This is a genomic window from Polyangiaceae bacterium (assembly GCA_015075635.1).
Lineage (GTDB): Bacteria > Myxococcota_A > Polyangia > Polyangiales > Polyangiaceae > JADJKB01.
Genome location: JABTUA010000002.1, coordinates 2795279 through 2816882, shown reverse-complemented (window position 1 = coordinate 2816882; position 21604 = coordinate 2795279). Strand labels below are relative to the sequence as shown.

The window sequence follows — 21604 nt, the reverse complement described above, 5'->3', positions numbered from 1 at the left end:
ACTCGGGGGCGACAACCGCGGGGCCCCCTCCCCTCCCCGAAAGACGAACGGGCCGCGCCCTGGGGGGGCCGGCCCGCTCGTTTGCCGTGAGGCCTGCGCCTCAGCAGGCGCCGACTTTGCCCAGCGCGTCGCCGGGGATCGCCGACTTCAGATTCTGGCAGGCCTTCTTGAAGACCGCCTTCCACTCGGCCTTCTCGGCGGCGGTCGGCTCGTGCACGGTCATCTTCTTCTTGAGCCGCTCGAACGCAGCTGCGTCCGCGCTGCGGATGCGCTTGGTGAGCATCTCGGCGGCCTTGGTGCCCGTGCTCTTGACGATCTCCCGCTGGTCGGCGGTGAGGCCGTCGATCTGCTTCTGGCTGATCACCACGGCGCCGATGCCGTAGTAGGTCTCTGCCGTGTTGATGTGGTCGAGGCGGGACGCCCATTGCAGCTGCTCGGCCGCGAGCGACGGCGTGTTCATGACGTCGATGGCGCCGCTGTTGAGCTTCGGCAAGAACCCGGTGACCGGAGAGGGCACACCGGTGACACCGCCGATGGCCTCGTAGACCTTCGGGGCGATGACGTCCTCGTTGATCATTCCGGGGTGCTTGCCCTTCAGATCACCGGGCACCTTCACCGCGAAGCCCTTGGACATCACGCGGCCGATGCCCACGTCGCCGAAGCCGCCGATGTGGAAGCCGTCCTTGGCTGCCGAGGCGATCAGCTCCGAGGAGTAGGCGTTGCGGGCCTTGTCGAGCTCGGCCCAGCTGTTGAACGCGCCGGGCATCTGAAGCGCCATGAAGCGTTTGTCGATGGCGCCCAGGCCCACCGCCGTGATGGCCGCGCCGCCCAGCTGACCGCTCTTGATCTTGCCGACGACCGCGCCCTCCGGTCCGCCGGTTCCGTTCCAGAGCCAGTCGAGGGTGACCTCGCCGTTCGTCTTCTGATCGACGGCCTTCGACCAAGTCGTGAAGACCTTGCCCCACGGGCTTCGCTTCGGAGCCAGCGTCGCCATCTTCAGTGTCGACTTCGCCTGTGCGACGCCCGCCGTACCCATGACGACGAACGCGGCGGCCAGAACTGCCGCGAGAACCTTTCGGACCATCTCGAACTACCTCCTCGATTCCTGAAGTCTTGGCTGGTCAGCCGAAGGGCCGCCGGCTCAGGTGAGACGAGGCGGCCCGCAAAACCCATCAAGGCATATGCGAAATTCTTGCTCGGGGCCAGGCGCCAGAAGGCCCTGACCCTCTGTTCAGCCGCGCCGCGTCAAAGCTTGAAGCCGCACTCTTCCTGCCAGACCTTGTTGCCGAGGTACCGGCGGGCTCGCCGCTTGGCGATGACGTTGGGCAGCCGCGCCTCGGGCAGCTCGTCCCCCGCGGCCAAGACTTCGTTCAGGGTCTTCTCGTAGGCGACCTTGTCGCCCTTCGCGCAATAGTAGCGCTGGGCGTAGTTCAGCTTGGTGGCCAGGTACTTCCCCCCGTTCAGGGCCAGGGCCTTCTCGAAGTAGGCCTTCGACTCGTCGAGCTCGGCCATCGCCGTGCGCGCGTGGTAGGCGCCCAGGATGGTGTAGGCCGTGCCGTACACGAGGGTGTCGTCGAGCTCCGCCGAGCGCTTGACCATCTCGACGCCGACGTAGAGCTCGCCGACGATCTCCGGGACGTCCTTGGAGGCCGAGACGTGCCCGATCCAGGCGTAGCCGATCCAGAGCAAGTCCTCGGCCTGCTCCTTGTCGGTGAAGTTCTCCTTGAGCCACTTCGAGATGGTGTCCTGGTTGCGCCTGGCGGCGTCGAAGCCCTCGGCGTGGTGGCCGAGCAGCTCGACACCGTAGTGCTTCGCCCGTGCGTAGCCGGCGCGGGCGCGGAGCAGGTGGTACTCCGCCATCACGTCGTCGCCCTTCTCGTAGGCTTCCTCGTAGTCGTCCTCGGTGAAGCCGAAGGAGAGGCCGGCCCAGCCTCGCGTCAGCATGAACAGCGCGTCGGTGTTGTCGGGAGCGAGCTTGTGGAAGCCCTCGAGCTGACCGATGCCGGCCGTGGCGACGCCGCGGGCGATCTCCCAGTCGTGCAGCGTGTTGACCGCCGCCGAGCCGTCCCGCGTGCCCTTGATCTGCCCCTTCAGGAGCATCGCCTTGAGGCAGCCGGTGCTCGTGAGCCCGAGCCCTGCGAGACACAGCACACCCATTCCCCGGAGAAGCTTCATGACGCGCGGGGATAGCCGTCTTTCATCAGGATTTCAATCAATCCCGAGCCGCCAGCACCGCGCAGGCGACGCTCGTCCGGACTCCGGGGTCGTCGTCGGCCAGGGCGGTGGCGGCGTTTCCGTAGTCGCCCAGGGAAAGCAGGCCCCGGGCGGCCACCGTGCGGGTCCGGGCCTTGGGCGCGGTCAGGAGGTCGGTGAGCTGCTTCTTCACCCCGGCATCCCCGGCCGCGGCCAGGGCCGCGCGGGCCTGGAGGCCCAGGTCATCGTCCTTCTTGGCGAGCTCTCGCAGGCCCTCCACGGCCCTCGCCTTGTGGGCGCTCTCGCCCGCGAGGCGGGCCAGGGCGATCACCTTCACCTCCTTGTCGGCGTCCTTGGTCGCCTTCTCGATGGCGGCGACGGCGTCCTTGTCCGAGAGCGGAACGAGCTGGATGGCCAGGCGCCGCTCGCTCTCGGTGCCCTGACCCACGGCGCGGATCAGCACCGCGACGCCGCTGGTCGCGAAACGCCCGCGGGCCCGGACCAGCGCATCCGCCGCGCTGATGGCGAGCGTGCCTTGGTGGTTCTCCGCGATCGTCACCAGCTCGTGCTCGCCGCCTGCGGCGTAGGACGCGGGCATGGCCCAGGCGTCGATGATGGTGATGCGCGTGGTCTCGTCCGCGCGGGCCCAGTGGTCGCGCAGCGCGAGCACGGCACGCTCGCCGCCAATCGCGCCCACTGTGCGCGTCGCGTGGGCCTTGCTCACCAGATCGGGATCCAGACGGGCCGCCTCCAGCGCGGCCTCCAAGTCGTCGGCTGAGCGGGCTTCAATCGCCGCGCCGAGCGCGGATCGGCGCACGCGCTCGTCGGGGTCCGCGAACAGCTTGCGGCGCAGCGGTCCGTGCTCCTTGGCAGACGCCGCGCGTGCTGCCACCGCGCGCCAGGCGCCGCTGGAAGAGTCCCGATGGCGCCGCACCAACTCGCGGCGATCGCGGCGCCCGAGCTCGAGCAAGGTCAGCGTGGCCTCGGCGGCGGCGTCGTCGGCCTGCTCGGCCCGCGCCTCGAGCACGCGGAGCAGCGGCTTGGCGCAGGCGCGCACGTCCTTGATGCGGTCCACGGCGGCGTTGCCCGTCGCTGAGCGCACCTCGCGTCCGGCCACGGCCTGAGCCAGCTCCTCCACCGTGGACCTGTCGAGGCGCCCGGCTTCGCGGCTCTGCTTCACGTCCCGCTTGAGCGACGCCAGATCCCCGTGTAGGGCGGTCTCCACGACCCCGGCGGTGCCGCAGCCGGCGACGAGCAGGGCGAGAACGAAGAGACAGTGGGCAGAGCGAGCCATTCGAGAGGCGGTGATAGCACACCGAGGACCGAGGTCGTCGTCAACGCGAACGCCGCGGCTTTTGCCGCAGATCCCGCGCTTTCGGCCCGGGTTCGGGCGGCGGCACGGGGCGCCGCACGGGTGGTCGTGACGCGCACGCAGGGCGAGCTCCGGAGCGCAGCCACCGAGATGCAGCGCTCCGGCGCCGAGCGTGTGGTCCTGTGCGGCGGGGACGGCACCTTCATGGGCGGGATCACCGCGCTCGCCGACGCCGGCTTCGACCCGCTGCCGGAGCTCGTTTTCGCGCCGGGCGGTACCGTGGCCACGGTCGCGAGGAACCTGGGCCAACGGCGCCAGCTGCTCGAGGTGGTGCGCGCCGCGTGCGATGGATCGACGGGCCTGGTTCGCGTTGAGCATCCGACGCTCGCGGTCGCCGAGACGGGCGGAGTCACCCGCGTCGGCTTCATCTTCGGGACGGGCCTCGTCGCGCGCTTCTTCCAGCGCTACTACGCGAGCGGCGCGGGTGGCTACGCGGCGGCGGCGCGCATCGTGGCGCGGGTGTTCGTCGGCTCCTTCGTCTCCGACGCCTACTCGCGCAGCGTCCTCGATCCGCTGCCCTGTAGGCTCTGGGTGGACGGACGCGAGCTCGCGCCGCGGGCCTACAGCTTGGTGGTGAGCTCGGTGGTGCGGGATCTGGGCCTGCACATGCTGGTGACGCACCGAGCCGGCGAGGATCCGGAGCGCCCGCACCTGGTCGCAGCGCCGCTGTCCGCGCGCCGGCTCGGCCCGCAGGCGCCGCGCGTCTTGCTCGGGCGGCGCCTGCGCGGCGCGGGCTGTTTCGACGACCTGGTGGGAGAGCTCTCGCTGCGCTTTCCGGACGGACCAGGTCCCTACGTGCTGGACGGCGATCTCTTTCGCGCAGAAGAGCTGCGGGTGAGCGCGGGGCCGAGGATCCGCGTGCTGGTCTGATTCAGTTCACGCTGCTGCTGGCGTCCTTCTGGCCGGCTTCGCCGCGAGCGGAGGCGGCGAGCTCGTCGCGGCGGCGGAGCGCAGCGGCCACGAAGTGGCTGAACAGCGGGTGCGCCGCCATCGGACGGCTCTTGAACTCGGGGTGGAACTGGCACCCGACGAAGTGCGGGTGATCCGGCAGCTCCACGATCTCGACCAGCCGCCCGTCGGGGCTGGTCCCGGAGAGCACGAGCCCGGCCTTGGTCAGGGGCTCGCGGTATTCGTTGTTGAACTCGAAGCGGTGCCGGTGCCGCTCGCTGATCTCTCCCGCACCGTAGATCTGCGCGGCGCGGCTGCCGGAGAGCAGCGTGCACGGATAGGCGCCCAGGCGCATCGTGCCGCCCTTGTCCTTCACACCTTGCTGGTCCGGCATCAGGTCGATGACGGCGTGCGCGGCGTCCTTCTGGAACTCCGTGGAGCTGGCGCCCTTCAGGTTGCAGACGTGGCGCGCGTACTCGATCACCGCCAGCTGCATGCCCAGACAGATGCCGAAGAACGGCACCTTGTTCTCGCGGGCGAAGCGGATCGCCGAGATCTTGCCTTCCACGCCGCGATCACCGAACCCGCCCGGCACCAGGATGGCGTCGAGGCCGCTCAGCATCGCAGCTGCGCTCCCGCGCTCGATCTGCTCGGAGTCGATGTACTCGAGCTCCACCGCGCAGTCCTGGGACAGCCCGCCGTGGACCAGCGCCTCGTGCAGCGACTTGTAGCTGTCCTTCAGGTGGACGTACTTGCCGACCACGCCGATCTTCACGCTGCCGTTGGCCGGCTTCTTGAACTTCTCGACGGTGCGCTTCCAGTGGCTGAGCTCGGGGTCCCGGGACCAGATGTTCAGCCGCTCGGTGAGCACGGTGTCCAGGCCCTCGGCGTGCAGCACCAGGGGCAGCTCGTAGATGCACCCGACGTCCACGGCGCTGATCACGCTGCCCACGGGCACGTTGGAGAACAGCGCGATCTTCTCCTTCAGGCCCCGGGCAATCGGGCGATCGCAGCGGCAAATCAGGATGTCCGGCTGGATGCCGATCTCGCGCATTTCGCGCACGGAGTGCTGGGTCGGCTTGGTCTTCAGCTCGCCGGCCGTGGGGATGAACGGCACCAGCGTCACGTGCACGCTGACCGCGTTCTCGTGGCCCGCCTCGAGCTTCAGCTGGCGGATGGCCTCCAGGAAGGGCAGGGACTCGATGTCGCCGACGGTGCCGCCGATCTCGACGATGGCGATGTCGGCGCCCGAGGTCGCCTGCTTCACCCTCGCCTTGATCTCGTCGGTGATGTGAGGAATCACCTGCACCGTGGCGCCCAGGTACTCGCCGCGGCGCTCCTTGCTGATCACCGCCTCGTAGATGCGCCCGGTGGTGATGTTGGCCTGGCGGGTCAGGCGGCAGGACGTGAAGCGCTCGTAGTGACCGAGGTCCAGATCCGTCTCGGCGCCGTCGTCCGTGACGTAGACCTCGCCGTGCTGGTAGGGCGACATCGTGCCCGGATCCACGTTGATGTACGGGTCGAGCTTCATGTGCGTGACCCGGAGGCCACGCGCTTCCATCAGCGCGCCGATGGAGGCGCTCGCCAGTCCCTTGCCGATGGAGGAGACGACTCCGCCGGTGATGAACACGAACTTGGTCCGTCGACTCACCGTGCGACCTCCAAGCGTGGCGGATTAACACGCCTGACGAGGATTGGCACCCTCGATTTCGGAGGCGCAGGATCCTCGCGGAAACGTTGGCAGTAAAGGCGCGCGAAAGTTTCGTGAAACGAAGGCGCCGAGGTTTCACGGAGCGGGGAGCGGAGCCGCGCGTGCGCGAGCTGCGAGACGCCGACAGCTCAGAACCGACCCACGAGCCCGAGACCGAGCCCGTCTCGACCCGCCGTGTACGGTACGGGTCGGAGCATCAGACCCTGCTCGCGCTCGAGCCGCGGCAGAGGCCGTCGCTTGGGCGCCGCAGCAACGTCCTGGGTCGGGAGGAAGATGGCCTCGGCGGCGACGAGCACGCCGCCGGTCTGTCCCACGGCGTCCATGGTCGTGAGGATGGCGCGCAGCACCACCGTGAAGGTGGAGCAGCCCGGATCGTCGTCGGCGCAGCCCGTCTCGCCGAGCGCCATCCAGGGGCCGGCCACGGGGATGCGCAGATCCTCTGCTCCGGGCGCGTCGGGCCAGGCGTAGGAGAAGCCGAGGGCGGCGCCGTACCAGACCGCGGTCGCGCCGAGCCCGACGAGCGCGAGGTTCAGCTGCGTGCCCGAGGGCGGGTAGACGCCGGTGTCCACGCGGGTCGGGCGCTCCGGCTCGTCGGCGAGGGTCGGGCGCACCGAGAGCGCGCTCGCGCAGACGAGGCAGAGAGCCAGAAGGACGCGGGGCGTGCGCACGGGAAGGCCTTTTGGCCGGGGTGGCGGCGGAATGCAAGGGAGGTCAGCGCAGGGCCGCGATTCCCAGCCAGCGGCCCTCGGCCGAGAGCGTGAGCTCGGCTGCGCGCTCCGAGACCACCGCGACCTGGTCCTCGTGCCAGAGGGGCAGCACGGGGAGATCGCGCCGCATGCGCTCGGCGACCTGGGAGTAGAGCTGCCTGCGCCGAGCCGTGTCCCGAGTTGCGCCGGCCGCGTCGAGCCAGCGGCCGACGTCGGCGTCGCGGTAGCGCGCGCGGTTCTTGCCCTCGCCGCCCTCGCCGGGCACGCCCCGCGGGTGGAAGAACCACGCGAGCACGTTCGGCTCGGTGAGCTCCGGCATCTGCAAGGTCGCCATCTCGAAGTCGCCCGCGTCGAGCCGCGCGAGCAGCACGCCGAAGTCGAGGGACACCACCCGGACGCTGAGCCCGGCGTCGCCGAGCATTTGGGCGATGGCGCGGGCGACGGTCACCCGCAGGCGGTCGGTGCTGGTGACCAGCGTCACCGGCGGCAGCGTCCCGAGGAGCGCGCGGTCCGCCGCCGGGGGTGCGCTCGCCCCCACGTCCGGCGCGGCCCAGTGCCCCGCGGGCAGGAGCCCGCTCGCCGTCTGCGCACGCCCCGCGAACAGCGTCCGCACGATCAGCTCGCGGTCGATCGCTCGCGACACGGCGCGACGCACCTCGGGGCGGTCGAAGGGCGGCCGGTCGTTCTGGAACAGGAGGTAGCTGACGTTGGCCCCGCTCCGAGCACGAACGCGGAGGCCGGCGCGCCCCTCCAGGGTCGGTAAGAGCGTGGGGGAGAGCGCGTTGGGCGCGATGTCCGCGCGTCCCGCGAGCAAGCGCAGCGCACGCGCGTTCTCGTCGCGGATGCTGCGCACCACCACGGCGTGCGCCGGACGCGGCACGACGCCGGTGTCCGCCGGCTCGAGCTCCACCACCGACGGTGAGGCGCGGGCGACGCGGTACGGTCCGAGGCCGTCCAGCCCGCCGAGAGGCTGCGGCGCCGAGCGCGCCTGGTCCTCGCGCAGGATTGGCACTTCCAGGTCGGTGAGCAGCGTGGCGCGCGCACTCTCGAGCTCGATGCGCACGCGATCGTTGCCTCGAGGGGTGCAGGCGCCGATGGCTCTGACCACCGCACGGTGGGGGCTGCCGAGCTTCGTGTCGGCGATGGCGCGGAGCGTCGCGCACACATCCGAGGCGGCGAGGGGCTTGCCGCTGTGGAAGCGCAGGCCGGGCCGCAGCTCGACCTCCAAGCTACGCTCGTCCACGAAGCGCCAGCTCTTGGCGACGAGCGGCACCGGCGCCAGGGTGTCGGGGTCGAGCCCGACCAGGCCGGCGTGGACGAGCCGGGTCGTCTTCACGTCGTGGCCTCGCGTCGAAAAGCGCGGATCCAGCGTGGCGATCTCCTGCGGCAGGACGATCTCGAGCGGACGACCCCGGTCCGAGCGCGCTCCGCCGCAGGCGGAGAGGGCCCCGAGCAGGCCGAAGGCGAGCGCGCGCCGCACTGCACGGTTCTAGACCATGGCGTGGGCCTGCGCGAGTTTCGCTCACCCCGGAATTCCCGGGAACTCGACCGGCGTTCGGATCGACGCTATCTCCGGAGTGCCGATGCGCCGGACGGTCTTGGCTCTGCTCGTGGCGGCGGCGGCTGCCTTCGGTCACCCGGGGCCCGCGCTCGCCGAGCTGGCGGCAGCCGGCCCCGCTGCGCGGGCCCCGAGCCCAGCGCAGAAGGAGCTCGATCGCTTCGCGGCTTGGGTCGAAAAGCAGAAGGGCGAGCTGTCCGCCCTCGTGGTCGACGTCGAGACGCGCCGGGTCGTGGCCGAGAAGAACCCGGCCTTGTCGCTCAACCCGGCGTCGAACGCCAAGGTGGCGACGGCCGCGGCGCTGCTCGCGCGGCTCGGACCCGATTACCGTTTCCAGAGCGGGCTCTACGGCGTCAAGAAGGATGCCGGCGTGGAGCGGCTGGTCCTGCGCTCGAACGGCGATCCCAGCCTGTCGAGCCGCGACCTCGCGCGCTGGGTCAAGGAGCTCGCCGATGCCGGTGTGAAGAGGGTCGGGGAAATCTTGGTCGATCAGAGCGCGTTCGACGCGCGCTTCGTGCCCCCTGCCTTCGAGCAGCAACCCGCGGAGTGGGCGTCATTCCGGGCTCCGGTCAGCGCCGTGCCGCTCGATCGGAACGCATTCGTCGTGCGCGTCGCGCCCGGCGAGCTGGGCGAGGCGGCCAAGGTGAGCGTCGAGCCCGCCGGCTTCGTCGAGGTCGAAGGCAAGATCGTCACCGAGAAGAAGGGCAAAGGCCGGAGGCTCTCCGTCGAGATGCGGCCGAACGGCACGACCCTCGCCATCCGTCTGTCCGGGCACATCGCCGTGGACGCGAAGCCCACGGCGTTCGCCAAGCGCGTGGACGATCCCCGACTCTACGCCGGTCACGTGCTGCGCGCGCTGCTCAAGCGGCGCGGCGTCGTCGTGGAAGGCAGCGTCGGCGAAGGCGGCAAGGGCGAGACGGCCGCGCTCCACGAGAAGAAGAGCGAGCCCTTGTCCGCGCTGCTCCGCGAGGTGGGCAAGAACAGCGACAACTTCTACGCGGAGATGCTGCTGAAGGCCCTGGGCGCCGAGACCAGCCAGCGACCGGGCGCGAGCGCCGACGGTGCGGCGCAGGTCCACGATTGGCTGAAGTCGGCGGGCGCGGCGGACGCTGGGACGCGCATCTCGAACGGCTCGGGCCTCTTCGACGCGAACCGCCTCAGCGCGGCGTCGCTCGTCTCCGCCCTGATCGCCGCCGGCCGCGACCCAAAGACCGGGACGGTCTTCGTCGATCAGCTGGCGGTGGGCGCCGTGGACGGCACGCTTCGCAACCGCTTCCGTACCAAGAGGCTCTCCAACAAGGTCAGGGGCAAGACCGGCACGCTGGCCCGCGCAAACTCGCTCTCCGGCTTCGTGCTCGGCGACGACGGCAAGCCGCGGCTCGCCTTCGCGTTCGTCGTCAACGGCATCGCCGGCAAGGCCGACGAGCAGCGGCGCGCCTTCGACCGGGTGGTGGAGCGCGCGGCGCTGGGTAAGTGAGGCGGCGTTGCGCCTCGCCCACCGCCGGGTCAGCGTAGGCGAAGTGTCCAAGGGCCTCTCGACTCGCCACGAAATCGGCAGCGCGTATCGCGAGCTCCTCGTGCTGGTCGATGCCGAGCTCGCGCTCGGAAGAAAGGACCACCTGCTCTCGCTGTTCGCTGGGGAGGAGGACCTGGTGCACCTGGATCTGGAGGGCCGCCTGCACCGCGCCTGGCTGGGCGGCAGCTCCTTTCAGCGCGGGCTGGACGGTCGAGTGAGGCAGGTCTCGATTGCGCGCCACGGGACCGAGCGCTCGCTCGCCATCCAGCTGTTGCCGGATGCGGACGCGGGCCGGGTGCTCGAGCGCGTCGGCGAGCTGGTGCATCGCGCCGCGGGCGCGCTCCGCGCCAGCGTGGATGAAGGCATCGCGGAGCCGCTCCGTCGAGCGGTCGAGCAGCTCGGCGCCGCCGCTCGGGCGGCCGAGGCGGAGCGCTATCGCGCGGTCTACCAGCCCATCCCCATTCTGCCGCCGGATCAGAACCGCGCGCTCGTGCTCCAGCTCACGTCGGGCTGCTCCTGGAATCGCTGCACGTTCTGCCACCTGTACCGCGACGTGAGCTTCTCGCTGAAGACGCCGGACGCGCTCCGGGCGCACGTTCGGGGCGTGCTCGGGCTCGTGGGTCGCGCCCTGCCGCTCCGCCGCGGGGTGTTCCTCGGCCAGGCCAACGCGCTGGTGGTGGCCCAGGACAAGCTCCTGCCCCTCCTGGACGTCGTGCAAGCCGAGCTCGCGAGCGCGGGTGCCCCCGCGTCGCTCGCGTCGCTGTCGGCATTCATCGATGCGTTCTCCAAGCCGAAGAGCGTGGCGGAGCTCGCCGAGCTCCGTGCCCGAGGGCTCACCGGCGTGTCCTTGGGGCTCGAGAGCGGCAGCGACGAGGTGCTCGCCACGTTGGGCAAGCCCGCGGAGTCCGCCGCCGCCGTGGAGCTGGCGGCGAGCCTGCACGCGGCGGGGGTCGGCCTGGGCGTGATCGTGCTCGTGGGCGCCGGCGGCCAGCGCTTGGCCGAGCGTCACGTCGAGGCAACCGTGGACGTCATCGCTCGGATGCGGCTGGGCAGGGGCGATCGCGTCTACCTGTCGCCGCTCCACCTCGAGCACGGCTCGGCGTTCGAGAGGAGCCTCACGCTCCAGGGTGCGCTCTCTTCAGGCCAGATCAGGGAGCAGGCCGGTGAGCTGCGCGAGAAGCTCCGGGCCGCGGGCGTGAGCGTGCCGATCGCGCTCTACGACATCCGGCGCTTCGTGTACTGAGCCCCTCTCCCGGACCGAAGGCTCCAGGTAGGAAAGAGAATTGCGCCACGACGCCACGAACGCCACGAACGCCACGAAGAGAATCTCGAATTCAGAGCGGACCGAACGGCGCGCGCTCCACGCTCGCGTGGACAGGATCGCGCGCCGTCCAAAGCGGGGGACAGAAAGAAATCGTGGCGTCCGTGGCGTCGTGGCGCAACTCTTCGGGCCGAACGGCGTGCGCTCCACGCTCGCGTGGACAGGATCGCGCGCCGTCCAAAGCGGGGGACAGAAAGAAATCGTGGCGCCGTGGCGTCCGTGGCGTCGTGGCGCAACTCTTCAGGTCGTCGTGCGTGCCGGGCCTTGCGCGGCGGCTTCCGCGTCGCGCAGGCGCTCCTGCTTGCGCACGCGCCACACCGCATAGCCGACCAGGCCGCCGATCATCGCCAGCGGGAGCAGGCTCAGGAAGATGGTCGAGCCGACGAAGGCGCGGCGGTTGGCCTCGCTGCCCACGCCGCACACCGGGCAGGCGAAGGCGAGCGCCGGCACGAGGAGCACCAGGCAGGCCGCGACGAGCGCCGCGAGCCGCCGCCTCACAGGTAGACCCTCCAGTACAGGATGGGCCAGAGACCCACCACGAAGTACCAGTAGAGGCGCATCGCCACGAAGTAGCCCGCGCTGAGCTCGTCCTTCTTGGCCTTCGCCCAGGCGATCCCGAGCACCACGATGCCCGCGACGGCGTGCAGCGCGTGGGCGCCGACCAGGAGGTAGAAGAAGCTGGCACTCGGGCCCGAGCGCAAGGTCAAGCCCTCGCGGATCAGGCCCACCCACTCGTAACCCTGCAAGCCCACGAACGCCGCGCCGAGCAGCGTCGCTGCGCCGAGCAGCTTCGCCGCGCTGCGCGCTCGGGCGTGCTCGCGCTGCGCGAAGAACAGCGCGACGCCGCTGGCCAAGAGGGCTCCGGTGTTCACCGCCGTCGCTTCGATGGGGAAGCGCGGCTGACCCGGCGGCGGCCACGGACCGGGCGTGCTGATGCGCGTGATGGTGAAGGCGCTGATCAGCGCCGCGAAGAACATGACCTCCGCGGCGATGAAGATGACCATGCCGATGACGGCGTTGGAAGCCACCGGGGTGCGTCGTGGGCTGACGCCGGAGGTCCGTTCGATGGTCATGGCGGCCGAGGTCATGTGCGGCTCGCCTGGACCGATTGCTCGAGCTCGTGGGCCATCAGTGAGCCTTGTGCGGGTCGTGCTTGACGGCATCGAGGGCGCGCTTGACCTCTTGCTCGGCGGCCTCGTTCTTCCAGTTGTGGCCCTTGTGCTTCATCACGTCCGGGGCGACGCCGGCGAAGAGCAGCACCATGAAGGCCACCATGGTCACCAGCATGTAGACCACGTAGCGGCGCTCGATGGCCAGGTGCATGAAATTCTTGGCCACCATGTAGGCCTTCACCAGCGCGATGCCGAACGCGGTGATCAGGGTCAGGATCGGGTGACCGAGCATCGGGCCGACCACGCTCACGACCAAGAGGACCACCAGGATCGCCCAGATCTGCACGTAGAACATGTCCCCGTGGTGCTCGGCGTGGTGGCCGGGCGCGTGCTCGTGCTTGGGCTCGTGCTTGGCAGGCGGCGGCACGCTGCGGGCCTTCGCCTTCGGGGCGGACGGGGGCGGCTCGCTCGCCCGAGCCTTCTTGGCTTCCGGCTTGGCCTCCGCCTCTGACTCCTCGTCCTCGTCCCCGTCGGAGTCGTCGTCCCCGTCGGAGTCGTCGTCCCCGTCGGAGTCGTCGTCGCCCGAGTCGTCGTCGCCCGAGTCGTCGTCGCCCGAGTCGTCGTCGCCCGAGTCGTCGTCGCCCGAGTCGTCGTCGCCCGAGTCGTCGTCGCCGCCGGAGCTGTCGCGCTCCTTTTCCTCGGCGCCGCTCTCGTCGCGTTCTTCGGCCTCGCCGGCCGGCTTGTCGTCCTTCTTGTCTTCGTCTTTGGCGGACATTTCTCGCCTCACTTCGCGATGTAGAGCAGCGGGAACAGGAAGATCCAGACGATGTCGACGAAGTGCCAGTAGTTGCCGATCAGCTCCACTCGCTGGAGCTCCTTGCCCTTCGCCGCGTCGGCCGCAACGATGCCCATGATCACCACACCGGCGATGACGTGCAGGGCGTGGAGCCCGGCGGCCGTGTAGTAGAAGGACCAGAAGGCGTTCGTGGTCAGGGTGAAGCCGCTGGAGATCTCGATGGTCCACTCCACGCTCTTCACGCCCGCGAAGACCAGGCCGCCGAGCATGGTGAAGAGCAGGAGCTTGGCGGCGCGGACGCCGTCCTTGCGCTCTGCCGCCTGGTGGGCGAGCACTGCCGACAGGCTGGACGAGAGCAGCACCAGGGTGTTGAAGGCTCCGATCCAGGTGTTGGTGTGCGCGGCGTAGTCGCCGAACTCCGGGTGCCCGAGCCGGTGCATGATGTACGACGCCAAGAGGCCGCCGAAGATCACGATTTCCGAGGCGATGACCCACCAGACGGCGAGCCGCCCCGTGGGGATGCCTGTCACGCTACGCGTGGTCGCGATGGGCTTGCTCATTCCGCCGCCTCCTTCGCTGGTGCGGCCTCGTCGTCCGGCGGCTCGTCCTGAGGCCAGTAGTCGAGCTTGCGACCGGGCACCGAGTACTCGTAGGGCCCGCGGTAGACGTTGGGGAAGACCGCGAAGTTACCGTGCGGCGGCGGAGACGGCACCGTCCACTCCAGCGTGTTGGCCAGCCAGGGGTTCTTGTCCGCCTTCTTGCCGGAGCGGATGCTCTTGATGAAGTTGTAGAAGAAGATCACCTGCGCCGCGAGCATCGCCACCGTTGCGATCGTGGCGATCATGCGCAGGTTCTGCATCTCCGGGCGGTTCAGGTCGGGGAACGCGCGGTAGTCGAAGATGCGGCGGTGATCGCCGCCGGCGCCCGTGATGAACAGCGGGATGAAGATGAAGTTGAAAGGGATGATGGTCGTCCAGAAGTGAAGCTTGCCGAGCTTCTCGTCCATCATCTTGCCGAACATCTTCGGGAACCAGTAGGTGACCCCCGCGAAGGTGCCGATGATGGCGATGGGCACGAAGGTGTAGTGGAAGTGGGCGAGCACGAAATACGTGTCGTGGAAGTAGATGTCGGAGCCGCTCGAGCCCAGGTAGATGCCGGTCACGCCGCCGATCAGGAACTCCGCCACGAAGGACAGCGCCCAGAGCATGGGCGTCGTCAGCCGAATGGAACCGCCGTAGAGCGTGGCGATGGTCACGAACATCATCTCGGCGATGGGCACCGAGATGAGCACGGTGGTCACCGTGAACACGTTGGCCATGCGCGGGTCGATGCCGGCAATGAACTGGTGGTGCGCCCAGACGAAGAAGCTCAGGATGCCGGTGGCGAAGGCCGTGTAGAGCACCGTCTTGTAGGCGAACACCTTCTTGCGGGCGAAGGTGGCGATCACGTCGATGGTGATGCCCACGGCCGGCAAGAGCACCACGTACACCTCCGGGTGCCCGAAGAACCAGAACAGGTGCTGCCACAGGATGGGGTCGCCGCCCCGGACGGGGTCGTAGAAGCCCGTGCCCAGCTGCTGATCGAAGAACAGCATGACCGCGCCGGCGACCAGCGGTCCCACCGAGGCCATGAAGATGATGCTGGCGAGCACGATCATCCAGATCACGACCGGGATGTCCGACCACTTCATGCCCGGCGCGCGCGAGTTCATCACCGTGGTCACGAAGTTGATGCCGCCCATCAGGAAGGCGACGAACTCGAGGGCTACCGCCAGGAGCCAGAGCGACGAACCGGCGGGTGTGAGGCTGTACTGGTGCTTGGCGGAGAGCGGTGGGTAGGCCGTCCAGGCGCCGCCGAAGCCGCCGCCTGGCACCACCATCGAGGCCAAGAGCACCAGCGCGCTGAGCAGGAAGATCTGGTAGCTGAGCCGGTTCAGCCGCGGGAACACCATGTCGTCGCAGCCGATCATCAGCGGGATCAGGAAGTTCCCGAAGGCGGCGATCAAGACGGGCATCGCCACCCAGAAGATCATGATCGTGCCGTGGTTCGTGACCAGCGCGTTGTACTCGTTCGGCGACACGACGCCGAAGCCCGGCACCGCCTTGCCGGGGAAGCCGAGCTGCATGCGGAAGGCGTAGGCGAAGAAGCCGCCCAGCACGGCCAGCGCCATTCCGGTGAACAGGTACTGGAAGCCGATGATCTTGTGATCCGTCGACCAGCAGTACTTCTTGAACCAACCTTCTTCGTGATGCGCGTCGTGACTCATGGCTCAGGGGGCCTTCGCGCTGGCGAGCCGTTTCTGCGACTGCTCGGCGATCCAAGCGGCGTGCGCCGCGGGTGACTCGATGACGATCCGGGCGGGCATCAGCCCGTGCCCGACGCCGCAGATCTCGGCGCACTGGATGTCGAAGCTGCCGGTCTTGGTCGGCTTGAACCAACCCTGGATGACGCGGCCGGGGATGGCGTCCTGCTTGAGGCGGAAGACGGGCACGCTGAAGCTGTGCAGCACGTCACGCGAGACCAGGTTGTAGTGGTAGGTCTTGCCGACCTCGACGTGCAGCTCGTCGGCGGTGCGGATGTCGTCCTCGTTGCCGAGCTTCCCGTCGGGGCCGGGGTGCTCGAAGCTCCAGGCCCACTGCTGCGAGATGACGTTCACCTTGGCGTCCGGCTCGGGCATGGTCTGCTTGATCTCGACCCAGACCTTGATGGCCATCGCGATCAGGATCACGTCGCAGACCAACACGGCGTTGTGCGGCCGGGTGATCCACTTCTTCTCTTCCTTCTTCTCGCCGGTGATGTACTGGGCCTTCTGGCCTTCCTTCGCCTTGAACTTGAAGATGAAGTAGAAAAAGATGCCCTCGGCCAGCAGGAACCAGAAGCCGACGAGGACCGTGATCAGCGTGATCAGGTTGTCGACGTCGGCGGCGTAGGAAGAGGCTTGGGGAACCAGCAGCTCAATCATTTGTGACCGCTCTCCGTAGTCGTCTGGGGAGTCTGGCTGGGCTCACCGCTCAGGATGAACAGGGCTACGACCAACACGTAGGCGACGCAGCCGGCGAAGGTGATCCAGAAGGTCCACTTGGCGAGATCGTCGACGTTGATGTCTTTTGCCATGGCGATCTCCTCACTTGGCCTGGGCGACGAACGCGGCGATGTCTCGAGTCGCCTGGTCGTCCGGCAACATCGCGGCCTGCGAACGCATCAGCCCGCCCATCGCGTCCTCCGGATGCGAGCCGCGGGCGCCCTTGCGGAAGCTCATCAGCTGCGTCGCGATGTACCAGTCGCTCTGCGCCTGGAGCGGCGGGGCCTTGGTGCCCTCGTTGCCTTCGCCGTTCGCGCCGTGGCAAGCCGCACAGGTCTTGTAGAGCGCCGAGCCCCGCGCGGGGTCGGCATCCTTGATCTGCGGCTCCGGGCGGAAGCGCGGCATCTTCGAGACGAAGTCGGAGATGGTCTTCACGTCCACGTCGTTGGTCAGCGTCCGCGCGATGGGGCGCATCTGCATGCCGGTCAGGTCATCCGGGTGCGCGCCGCGTTGGCCGGCGCGGAACTTCAAGAGTTGCGCCTCGATGTACCAAGCGGGCAGCCCCGCGATGGCCGGCGTGTTCGCCTGGTGGTTGCCCAGGCCGTTCGGCCCGTGGCACTGCGTGCACAGCTGGTAGATCTCCGCGCCGGACGCCGTGCCGCCGGCGGGTGCCTGGTCGCAGCCGGACAGCGCCGGGGCGAGAACCAGTGTGACGGCGATCAGGGCCCAAGCGCGCAACGTCTGCGCAGACCGGCGACGTGGTGTCGTCATCTGTCCAATCCGCATCTTGCTCGGCCCGAACCTACAGCAAGCCGCTCGGTCTTCAATACGAAATTCACCCGAAGCGGCACACTTCGGCGCGGACTCCGGGACGTTCGGGACAGCCGGATGTGCCCTTTCCGTACGAACACGCGTCATGCGTGTAGGTGGACGAAATGTGGGTGCCCGAGGGGGCTCGGGTCACGGTGTCGTCGGAGGAGCGGGTTCCTGCGGAGCAACGGGCGGGGGCTTGGGCGCGACGGGTGCCGGCTTGGGTGCGACCGGTGCCGCGGCGTCTGCAGCGGGTGCACCGGCGTCGGTCGAGGCGGCGCCCGCGTCGGCCGCGGTTTCGCCCGCGTCTCCGGCTTCGCCGTCCGCCGCGCTGGCGTCGTCGCCCGCGTCGGCTGCGGGCTCGGGCGGAGGCGGCGGGGCGGGCGTCGCGGCTGCGGGGTTCGCCTGGAGCGTCTTGACCACGATGCTCATTGCGCGCTCGACCGGGATGGCCGCGGTGCCCTTGCCTTTGTCGGCCCAGGACACCGGCGCCACGAGCTCGCCTTGTTGTTGGAGCCTGAGATCCTTCGCGCCGCGCTCGATGTCGATGGCTTGATTCTCGAGCTTCGCCTGCTCGGCGCTCGCGGTGAAGTTGGTCACGGCGATGAAGCCGCCCACGCCCACGACGCCCAAGAGCACCAGGATGGCGGGAACGGGGCTGGATTTCTCGGTGTGTTTCTCGGTTGCCATGTCTCTCTTGCTCCAGAGCAGCCGATCAGAAGTTCTCGAAGGCCAGCGACTTCTCCAGCCGCGGGTCTTTGATCGCGATCAGGTTCACCTTTTGGGCGTTGAACGCCGCTGCGGCGATGAACAGGCCGAGCATCGCCACCGTGCAGGTGACGTCCAGGATGCTGAACGGGAGGTGCTCGGTGTGCATGTGCGGCTTCACGAGCCAGAACATGTCCAGCCAGTGCACGACCAGGATCCAGATGGCCCAGAAGGCCAGCGTCTTCCGGTTGCGCTTCACGCTGCGCGACATGAGCCCGAAGAAGGGGATCACGAAGTTCACCGCGACCATCACGAACGAAACGGTGCCCCACGGCCCGTGAGCGCGGATGTGGTACCACTCGGTCTCTTCCGGGATGTTCGCGTACCAGATCAGCATGAACTGGCTGAACGCGATGTAGGCCCAGAAAGCCGTGAACGCGAACATCATCTTGCCGATGTCGTGGAAGTGCTCGGTCGTGACGCTCTTCTGCAGGCGGCCGTTCTTCTGCAGCCACATCAGCGTGAGCGCGAAGAAGGAGTTGAAGCTGACCACGGCGCCGGCGAAGAAGTAGACGCCGAAGATGGTCGAGTACCACTTGGGCTCGAGCGTCATCAGGAAGTCGATCGCCGCGAAGGTCAGGGTCAGCGCCAGGAGGATCATGCTCGGCGCGGACACCCCCTGGAGCTTCGAGCGGATCTCGGGGGCTCCGGTCTTGTCCTGCTCCAGGCTCTTCTTGAACATGAAGCGCGAGAGCACGCTCCAGAAGCCGAAGTAGATCACCAGCCGCACTACGAAGAAGCCGATGTTCAGGTAGGCGGCCTTCTTGTGCAGCAAGTGGTCGGCGTGCATCTTGTGCGAGTCGGCCCAGATGTAGAGCGTCGTGTCCCCCATCAGCGTCGGGATCACGATGGGTAGCGACAGGAGCGCGAGCAGCGGCATGGTCGCTGCCAGGATCTCGGCGATGCGGCGGAGCGCCGTGCTCCACTTGGCGTTGACCAGGTGCTGGAGGGTGACCCACCACAAGGCGCCCAGTCCGATGCTCAAGATCCAGGCGTACGCCGTGAGATACGAGTGCATGAACTGGCTCTTGTTGTCGCCGGTGAACCCGAGGCCCAGGCTCACGACGAGCGCCACCGCGCCGACACCGCCGGCGGTCTGCATCAGCTTCTGCCCGAGCGCATCCATGCGGATGTTGTCGCCGAAGCTCTCTTCTTTGGCTTGCTCTTTTGCTTTGGCCATCTGAGGGCTCTCCACTCACTTCAAGGCGGCGCGCTCGGCGTCGGTCAGCTCGCCCACGGGTGCGGCCTTGCTCTTCTGCAGGGCGCGCAGGTAGAGGACGACGGCCCAGCGATCTTCAACGGAGATCTGCGAGGCGTAGGGCGGCATGTTGCGGACGCCGTGGGTGATGGCGTCGTAGAGCTGGCCCACCGGCATCAAACGCAGGTAGTCGAGGCCCAGGTTGGTCGGCGGCACCCAGGTGCCCTCGGCGAGCGCCGACGCACGCTGGTTGACCATACCGTCGCCGTTCCCGCTCACGCCGTGGCAAGGCGCGCAGAAGATGTCGAAGCGCTCCTTGCCGCGGGCCATCGAGGTCTCGTCGAGCTTGAAGCTCTGCGGGAAGGTGCGCGCGAACTGGCCATCGACCTTGCCGGTGGTCAGGTGGTCGTCGTCCACGTGGTCCTCGACCGCCACGGTGCCCGGCTCCGGCGCCCGCATCGCCATGTTGTCCGAGAACAGCGGGTTCGGCTGCTGCGCCTGGAACTTGTTCTGCCAGTCCATGTCGCCCATGGCGTGGATGCGTGGCTGGGTGTTCCGGGTCTCGCGCATCTTGGCGAAGACGCCGAAGGGCACGAGCGCGATGACCGCGACGACCGCGGCGGCGAGCAGGATCTTCTTGGGCATCTGGGCCGGGGTCGAGTGGTCCTCGTGGACGTCCTCGAGCGACACCGGGTGGGTCTTCTCCAGCATCTCCCGGGTCTCCGCCGGGTCGAAGCGCTCGTCGTCCTTCTCGATGTAGAGGAAGAAGCGATCGTCGGTGACCTTGGCGAAGTGCTTCTTGTGGTCGAGCGGGTGCGAGGGGTGCGGCAGGTTGTTCAGCGCCAGCATGCCGCCCAGGGCCGCGAAGGCGCTGAACAGCACCGTGAGCTCGAAGTAGATCGGCACGTTCGCCGGGATGCTCCACATCGGCTTGCCGCTGGAGATGAACTTGTAGTCGAAGGCGTTGGTCCACCACTGCAAGGTGATGGCCGTCAGCAGGCCGGTCAGCGCCGCCACCAGCACGATCCAGGGCAGGCTGGTCATGCGGATGCCCATGGCCTTCTCGATGCCGTGGATGGGGAACGGGGTGAACGTGTCCCACTTCTGGTAACCCGCGTCGCGCACCTTCCTGGATGCGTGCACCAGCGCGCTCGGCGTCTCGTACTCGGCAAGCAAGCCGTGCAGCGGGCCGTCGGCGCTGGTCGGGGCGTCGGAGGAACGCTTCTCTTCCTTGTGTTCGTCGCTCATGGCCGCTCCGTCAGTGGTCGTCCCCGTGCGAGTGCGCGGAGGGGTGGAACGCCTTCACCTCGGCCATGGCGACCATGGGCAGGTAACGGCAGAACAGCAGGAACAGGGTGAAGAACAGGCCGAAGCTGCCTGCCAGGAGGGAGAAGTCCCAGACCGTCGGCGTGTAGTAGCCCCAGGCCGAGGGCAAGAAGTCGCGGGACAGGCTGGTGATCACGATCACGAAGCGCTCGAACCACATGCCGATGTTGACGATGACGCCCACCACCAGGATGACCCAGGGGTTGGTGCGCATCTTCTTCCACCAGAAGACCTGGGGGCTGACGACGTTGCAGAAGATCATGCACCAGTAGGACCAAGCGTAGGGCCCCATGGCGCGGTTCAAGAACGCGAAGATCTCGTAGTCGCTGCCGCTGTACCAAGCGACGAAGAACTCCATCGAGTAGGCGTAGCCAACCATCATGCCCGTCGCGAGGATGATCTTGGCCATCAGCTCCAGGTGCCCGATGGTGATGATGCGTTTGAGCCCGAAGAACTGCCGCGCCGGCACCGCCAGCGTCACCACCATGGCGAAGCCGCCGAAGATGGCGCCGGCCACGAAGTAGGGCGGGAAGATGGTGGCGTGCCAGCCCGGCAGCTGCGCCGTGGCGAAGTCGAAGGACACGACCGAGTGCACGCTGAGCACCAGCGGCGTGGCGAGGGCCGCCAGGATCAAGTACGCGCGCTCGTAGCGGTGCCACTGCCGGCTCGAGCCGCGCCAGCCCATGGCTGCGATGCCGTAGGCCAGGCGGCGGACCTTGGTGGTGGAGCGATCGCGGAAGGTCGCGAAATCCGGGATCATGCCCATGTACCAGAACAGCGTGGACACCGTGAAGTAGGTGCCGACCGCGAACACGTCCCACTCCAGCGGGCTCCGGAACTGCGGCCACATGCTCATCTGGTTCGGCAGCGGGAACATCCAGTACGGCAGCCAGGGACGGCCGACGTGCAAGCCCGGGAAGACGCCGGCGCAGATGACCGCAAAGATGGTCATCGCCTCGGCGAAGCGGTTGATGGCCGTGCGCCAGTTCTGGCGGAGCAGGTAGAGGATGGCGCTGATCAGCGTGCCGGCGTGGCCGATGCCGACCCAGAACACGAAGTTCACGATCGGCATCGCCCAGAAGACCGGGTTCATGTTCCCGAAGATGCCGATACCGGTCCACATCAACCAGCCGACGCTGATGCCGAAGATGGAGAGCAGCGTCAGCGCGATGCCGAAGGCGATGTACCAGCCGCGGGGCGGCTTCGGGAGCTCGGCGACACGCGCGACGTTGTCGGTGATTCGGGCGAATGCGTTCTCGCCCTTCGGGGCTGCGTCGAACGGGTTCACGGCGGTGGCTTGGGCCAT

Annotated in this window: 21 protein-coding genes; 3 read left to right on the top strand and 18 right to left on the bottom strand. The window is 68.4% G+C overall.

Features of this window, described 5'->3' with window-relative positions; translation table 11 throughout:
* Positions 1–100 precede the first annotated feature (100 nt).
* The 3 genes from dctP to HS104_28720 form a co-directional block, all read right to left on the bottom strand.
* Positions 101–1084 carry a TRAP transporter substrate-binding protein DctP gene (dctP, locus tag HS104_28730; protein ID MBE7483939.1) on the bottom strand — a complete coding sequence of 328 codons (984 nt, stop codon included), beginning with the start codon at positions 1082–1084 and terminating at the stop codon, positions 101–103.
* 161 nt (positions 1085–1245) lie between these two features.
* The gene (locus HS104_28725; protein ID MBE7483938.1) at positions 1246–2175 is read right to left on the bottom strand and encodes a hypothetical protein; all 930 of its coding nucleotides are present in this window, start codon (positions 2173–2175) and stop codon (positions 1246–1248) included.
* 37 nt (positions 2176–2212) lie between these two features.
* The gene (locus HS104_28720) at positions 2213–3487 is read right to left on the bottom strand and encodes a hypothetical protein (protein MBE7483937.1); all 1275 of its coding nucleotides are present in this window, start codon (positions 3485–3487) and stop codon (positions 2213–2215) included.
* On the opposite strand from HS104_28720, the gene HS104_28715 reads away from it, so the two are divergent.
* The gene (locus HS104_28715) at positions 3470–4435 is read left to right on the top strand and encodes a hypothetical protein (GenBank protein ID MBE7483936.1); all 966 of its coding nucleotides are present in this window, start codon (positions 3470–3472) and stop codon (positions 4433–4435) included. The two genes, HS104_28720 and HS104_28715, sit on opposite strands and share 18 nt — an antisense overlap.
* A gap of 1 nt (position 4436) precedes the next feature.
* Here HS104_28715 and HS104_28710 read toward each other — a convergent pair whose 3' ends face one another.
* From HS104_28710 to HS104_28700, 3 genes are all read right to left on the bottom strand, one after another.
* Positions 4437–6104, bottom strand: coding sequence for a CTP synthase (locus HS104_28710; protein ID MBE7483935.1), 1668 nt, complete (start codon positions 6102–6104; stop codon positions 4437–4439).
* 188 nt (positions 6105–6292) lie between these two features.
* The gene (locus tag HS104_28705; protein MBE7483934.1) at positions 6293–6832 is read right to left on the bottom strand and encodes a hypothetical protein; all 540 of its coding nucleotides are present in this window, start codon (positions 6830–6832) and stop codon (positions 6293–6295) included.
* A 43-nt stretch (positions 6833–6875) separates the two neighbouring features.
* Complete coding sequence (locus HS104_28700) at positions 6876–8351, bottom strand: ABC transporter substrate-binding protein (protein MBE7483933.1); 1476 nt, start codon at positions 8349–8351, stop codon at positions 6876–6878.
* Positions 8352–8454: 103 nt separating this feature from the next.
* On the opposite strand from HS104_28700, the gene dacB reads away from it, so the two are divergent.
* Entirely contained in the window at positions 8455–9906 is a 1452-nt protein-coding gene (gene dacB, locus HS104_28695; GenBank protein MBE7483932.1) for a D-alanyl-D-alanine carboxypeptidase/D-alanyl-D-alanine-endopeptidase, read from the top strand.
* Positions 9907–9913: 7 nt separating this feature from the next.
* Positions 9914–11188, top strand: coding sequence for a radical SAM protein (locus tag HS104_28690; GenBank protein ID MBE7483931.1), 1275 nt, complete (start codon positions 9914–9916; stop codon positions 11186–11188).
* Positions 11189–11506: 318 nt separating this feature from the next.
* On the opposite strand, the gene HS104_28685 is transcribed toward HS104_28690, so the two are convergent.
* The 12 genes from HS104_28685 to nrfD all read right to left on the bottom strand — a co-directional run bounded on the left by HS104_28685 (position 11507) and on the right by nrfD (position 21604).
* On the bottom strand, positions 11507–11764 hold the full coding sequence (locus HS104_28685; protein ID MBE7483930.1) for a hypothetical protein: 258 nt from the start codon (positions 11762–11764) through the stop codon (positions 11507–11509).
* Positions 11761–12339: a cytochrome c oxidase subunit 3 gene (locus HS104_28680; protein MBE7483929.1), complete on the bottom strand. Its 579-nt coding sequence runs from the start codon at positions 12337–12339 to the stop codon at positions 11761–11763. The genes HS104_28685 and HS104_28680 overlap by 4 nt, the downstream gene beginning before the upstream one ends.
* Before the next feature lie 55 nt (positions 12340–12394).
* The gene (locus HS104_28675; GenBank protein MBE7483928.1) at positions 12395–13153 is read right to left on the bottom strand and encodes a cytochrome C oxidase subunit IV family protein; all 759 of its coding nucleotides are present in this window, start codon (positions 13151–13153) and stop codon (positions 12395–12397) included.
* Between the two features lie 8 nt (positions 13154–13161).
* Complete coding sequence (locus HS104_28670; protein MBE7483927.1) at positions 13162–13734, bottom strand: cytochrome c oxidase subunit 3; 573 nt, start codon at positions 13732–13734, stop codon at positions 13162–13164.
* Positions 13731–15440 carry a cbb3-type cytochrome c oxidase subunit I gene (locus tag HS104_28665; GenBank protein ID MBE7483926.1) on the bottom strand — a complete coding sequence of 570 codons (1710 nt, stop codon included), beginning with the start codon at positions 15438–15440 and terminating at the stop codon, positions 13731–13733. The genes HS104_28670 and HS104_28665 overlap by 4 nt, the downstream gene beginning before the upstream one ends.
* 3 nt (positions 15441–15443) lie before the next feature.
* Entirely contained in the window at positions 15444–16136 is a 693-nt protein-coding gene (locus HS104_28660; GenBank protein MBE7483925.1) for a cytochrome C oxidase subunit II, read from the bottom strand.
* Positions 16133–16288 (bottom strand): hypothetical protein, encoded by a 156-nt coding sequence (locus tag HS104_28655; GenBank protein MBE7483924.1) that lies wholly within the window; start codon positions 16286–16288, stop codon positions 16133–16135. Before HS104_28655 ends, HS104_28660 begins: the two co-directional genes overlap by 4 nt.
* Before the next feature lie 10 nt (positions 16289–16298).
* Positions 16299–16934 carry a c-type cytochrome gene (locus HS104_28650; protein MBE7483923.1) on the bottom strand — a complete coding sequence of 212 codons (636 nt, stop codon included), beginning with the start codon at positions 16932–16934 and terminating at the stop codon, positions 16299–16301.
* Positions 16935–17156: 222 nt separating this feature from the next.
* Positions 17157–17696, bottom strand: coding sequence for a hypothetical protein (locus tag HS104_28645; protein ID MBE7483922.1), 540 nt, complete (start codon positions 17694–17696; stop codon positions 17157–17159).
* Positions 17697–17721: 25 nt separating this feature from the next.
* Positions 17722–18954, bottom strand: coding sequence for a quinol:cytochrome C oxidoreductase (locus HS104_28640; protein MBE7483921.1), 1233 nt, complete (start codon positions 18952–18954; stop codon positions 17722–17724).
* Between the two features lie 15 nt (positions 18955–18969).
* Entirely contained in the window at positions 18970–20220 is a 1251-nt protein-coding gene (locus HS104_28635; protein ID MBE7483920.1) for a DUF3341 domain-containing protein, read from the bottom strand.
* A gap of 10 nt (positions 20221–20230) precedes the next feature.
* Positions 20231–21604 carry a polysulfide reductase NrfD gene (gene nrfD, locus HS104_28630; GenBank protein MBE7483919.1) on the bottom strand — a complete coding sequence of 458 codons (1374 nt, stop codon included), beginning with the start codon at positions 21602–21604 and terminating at the stop codon, positions 20231–20233.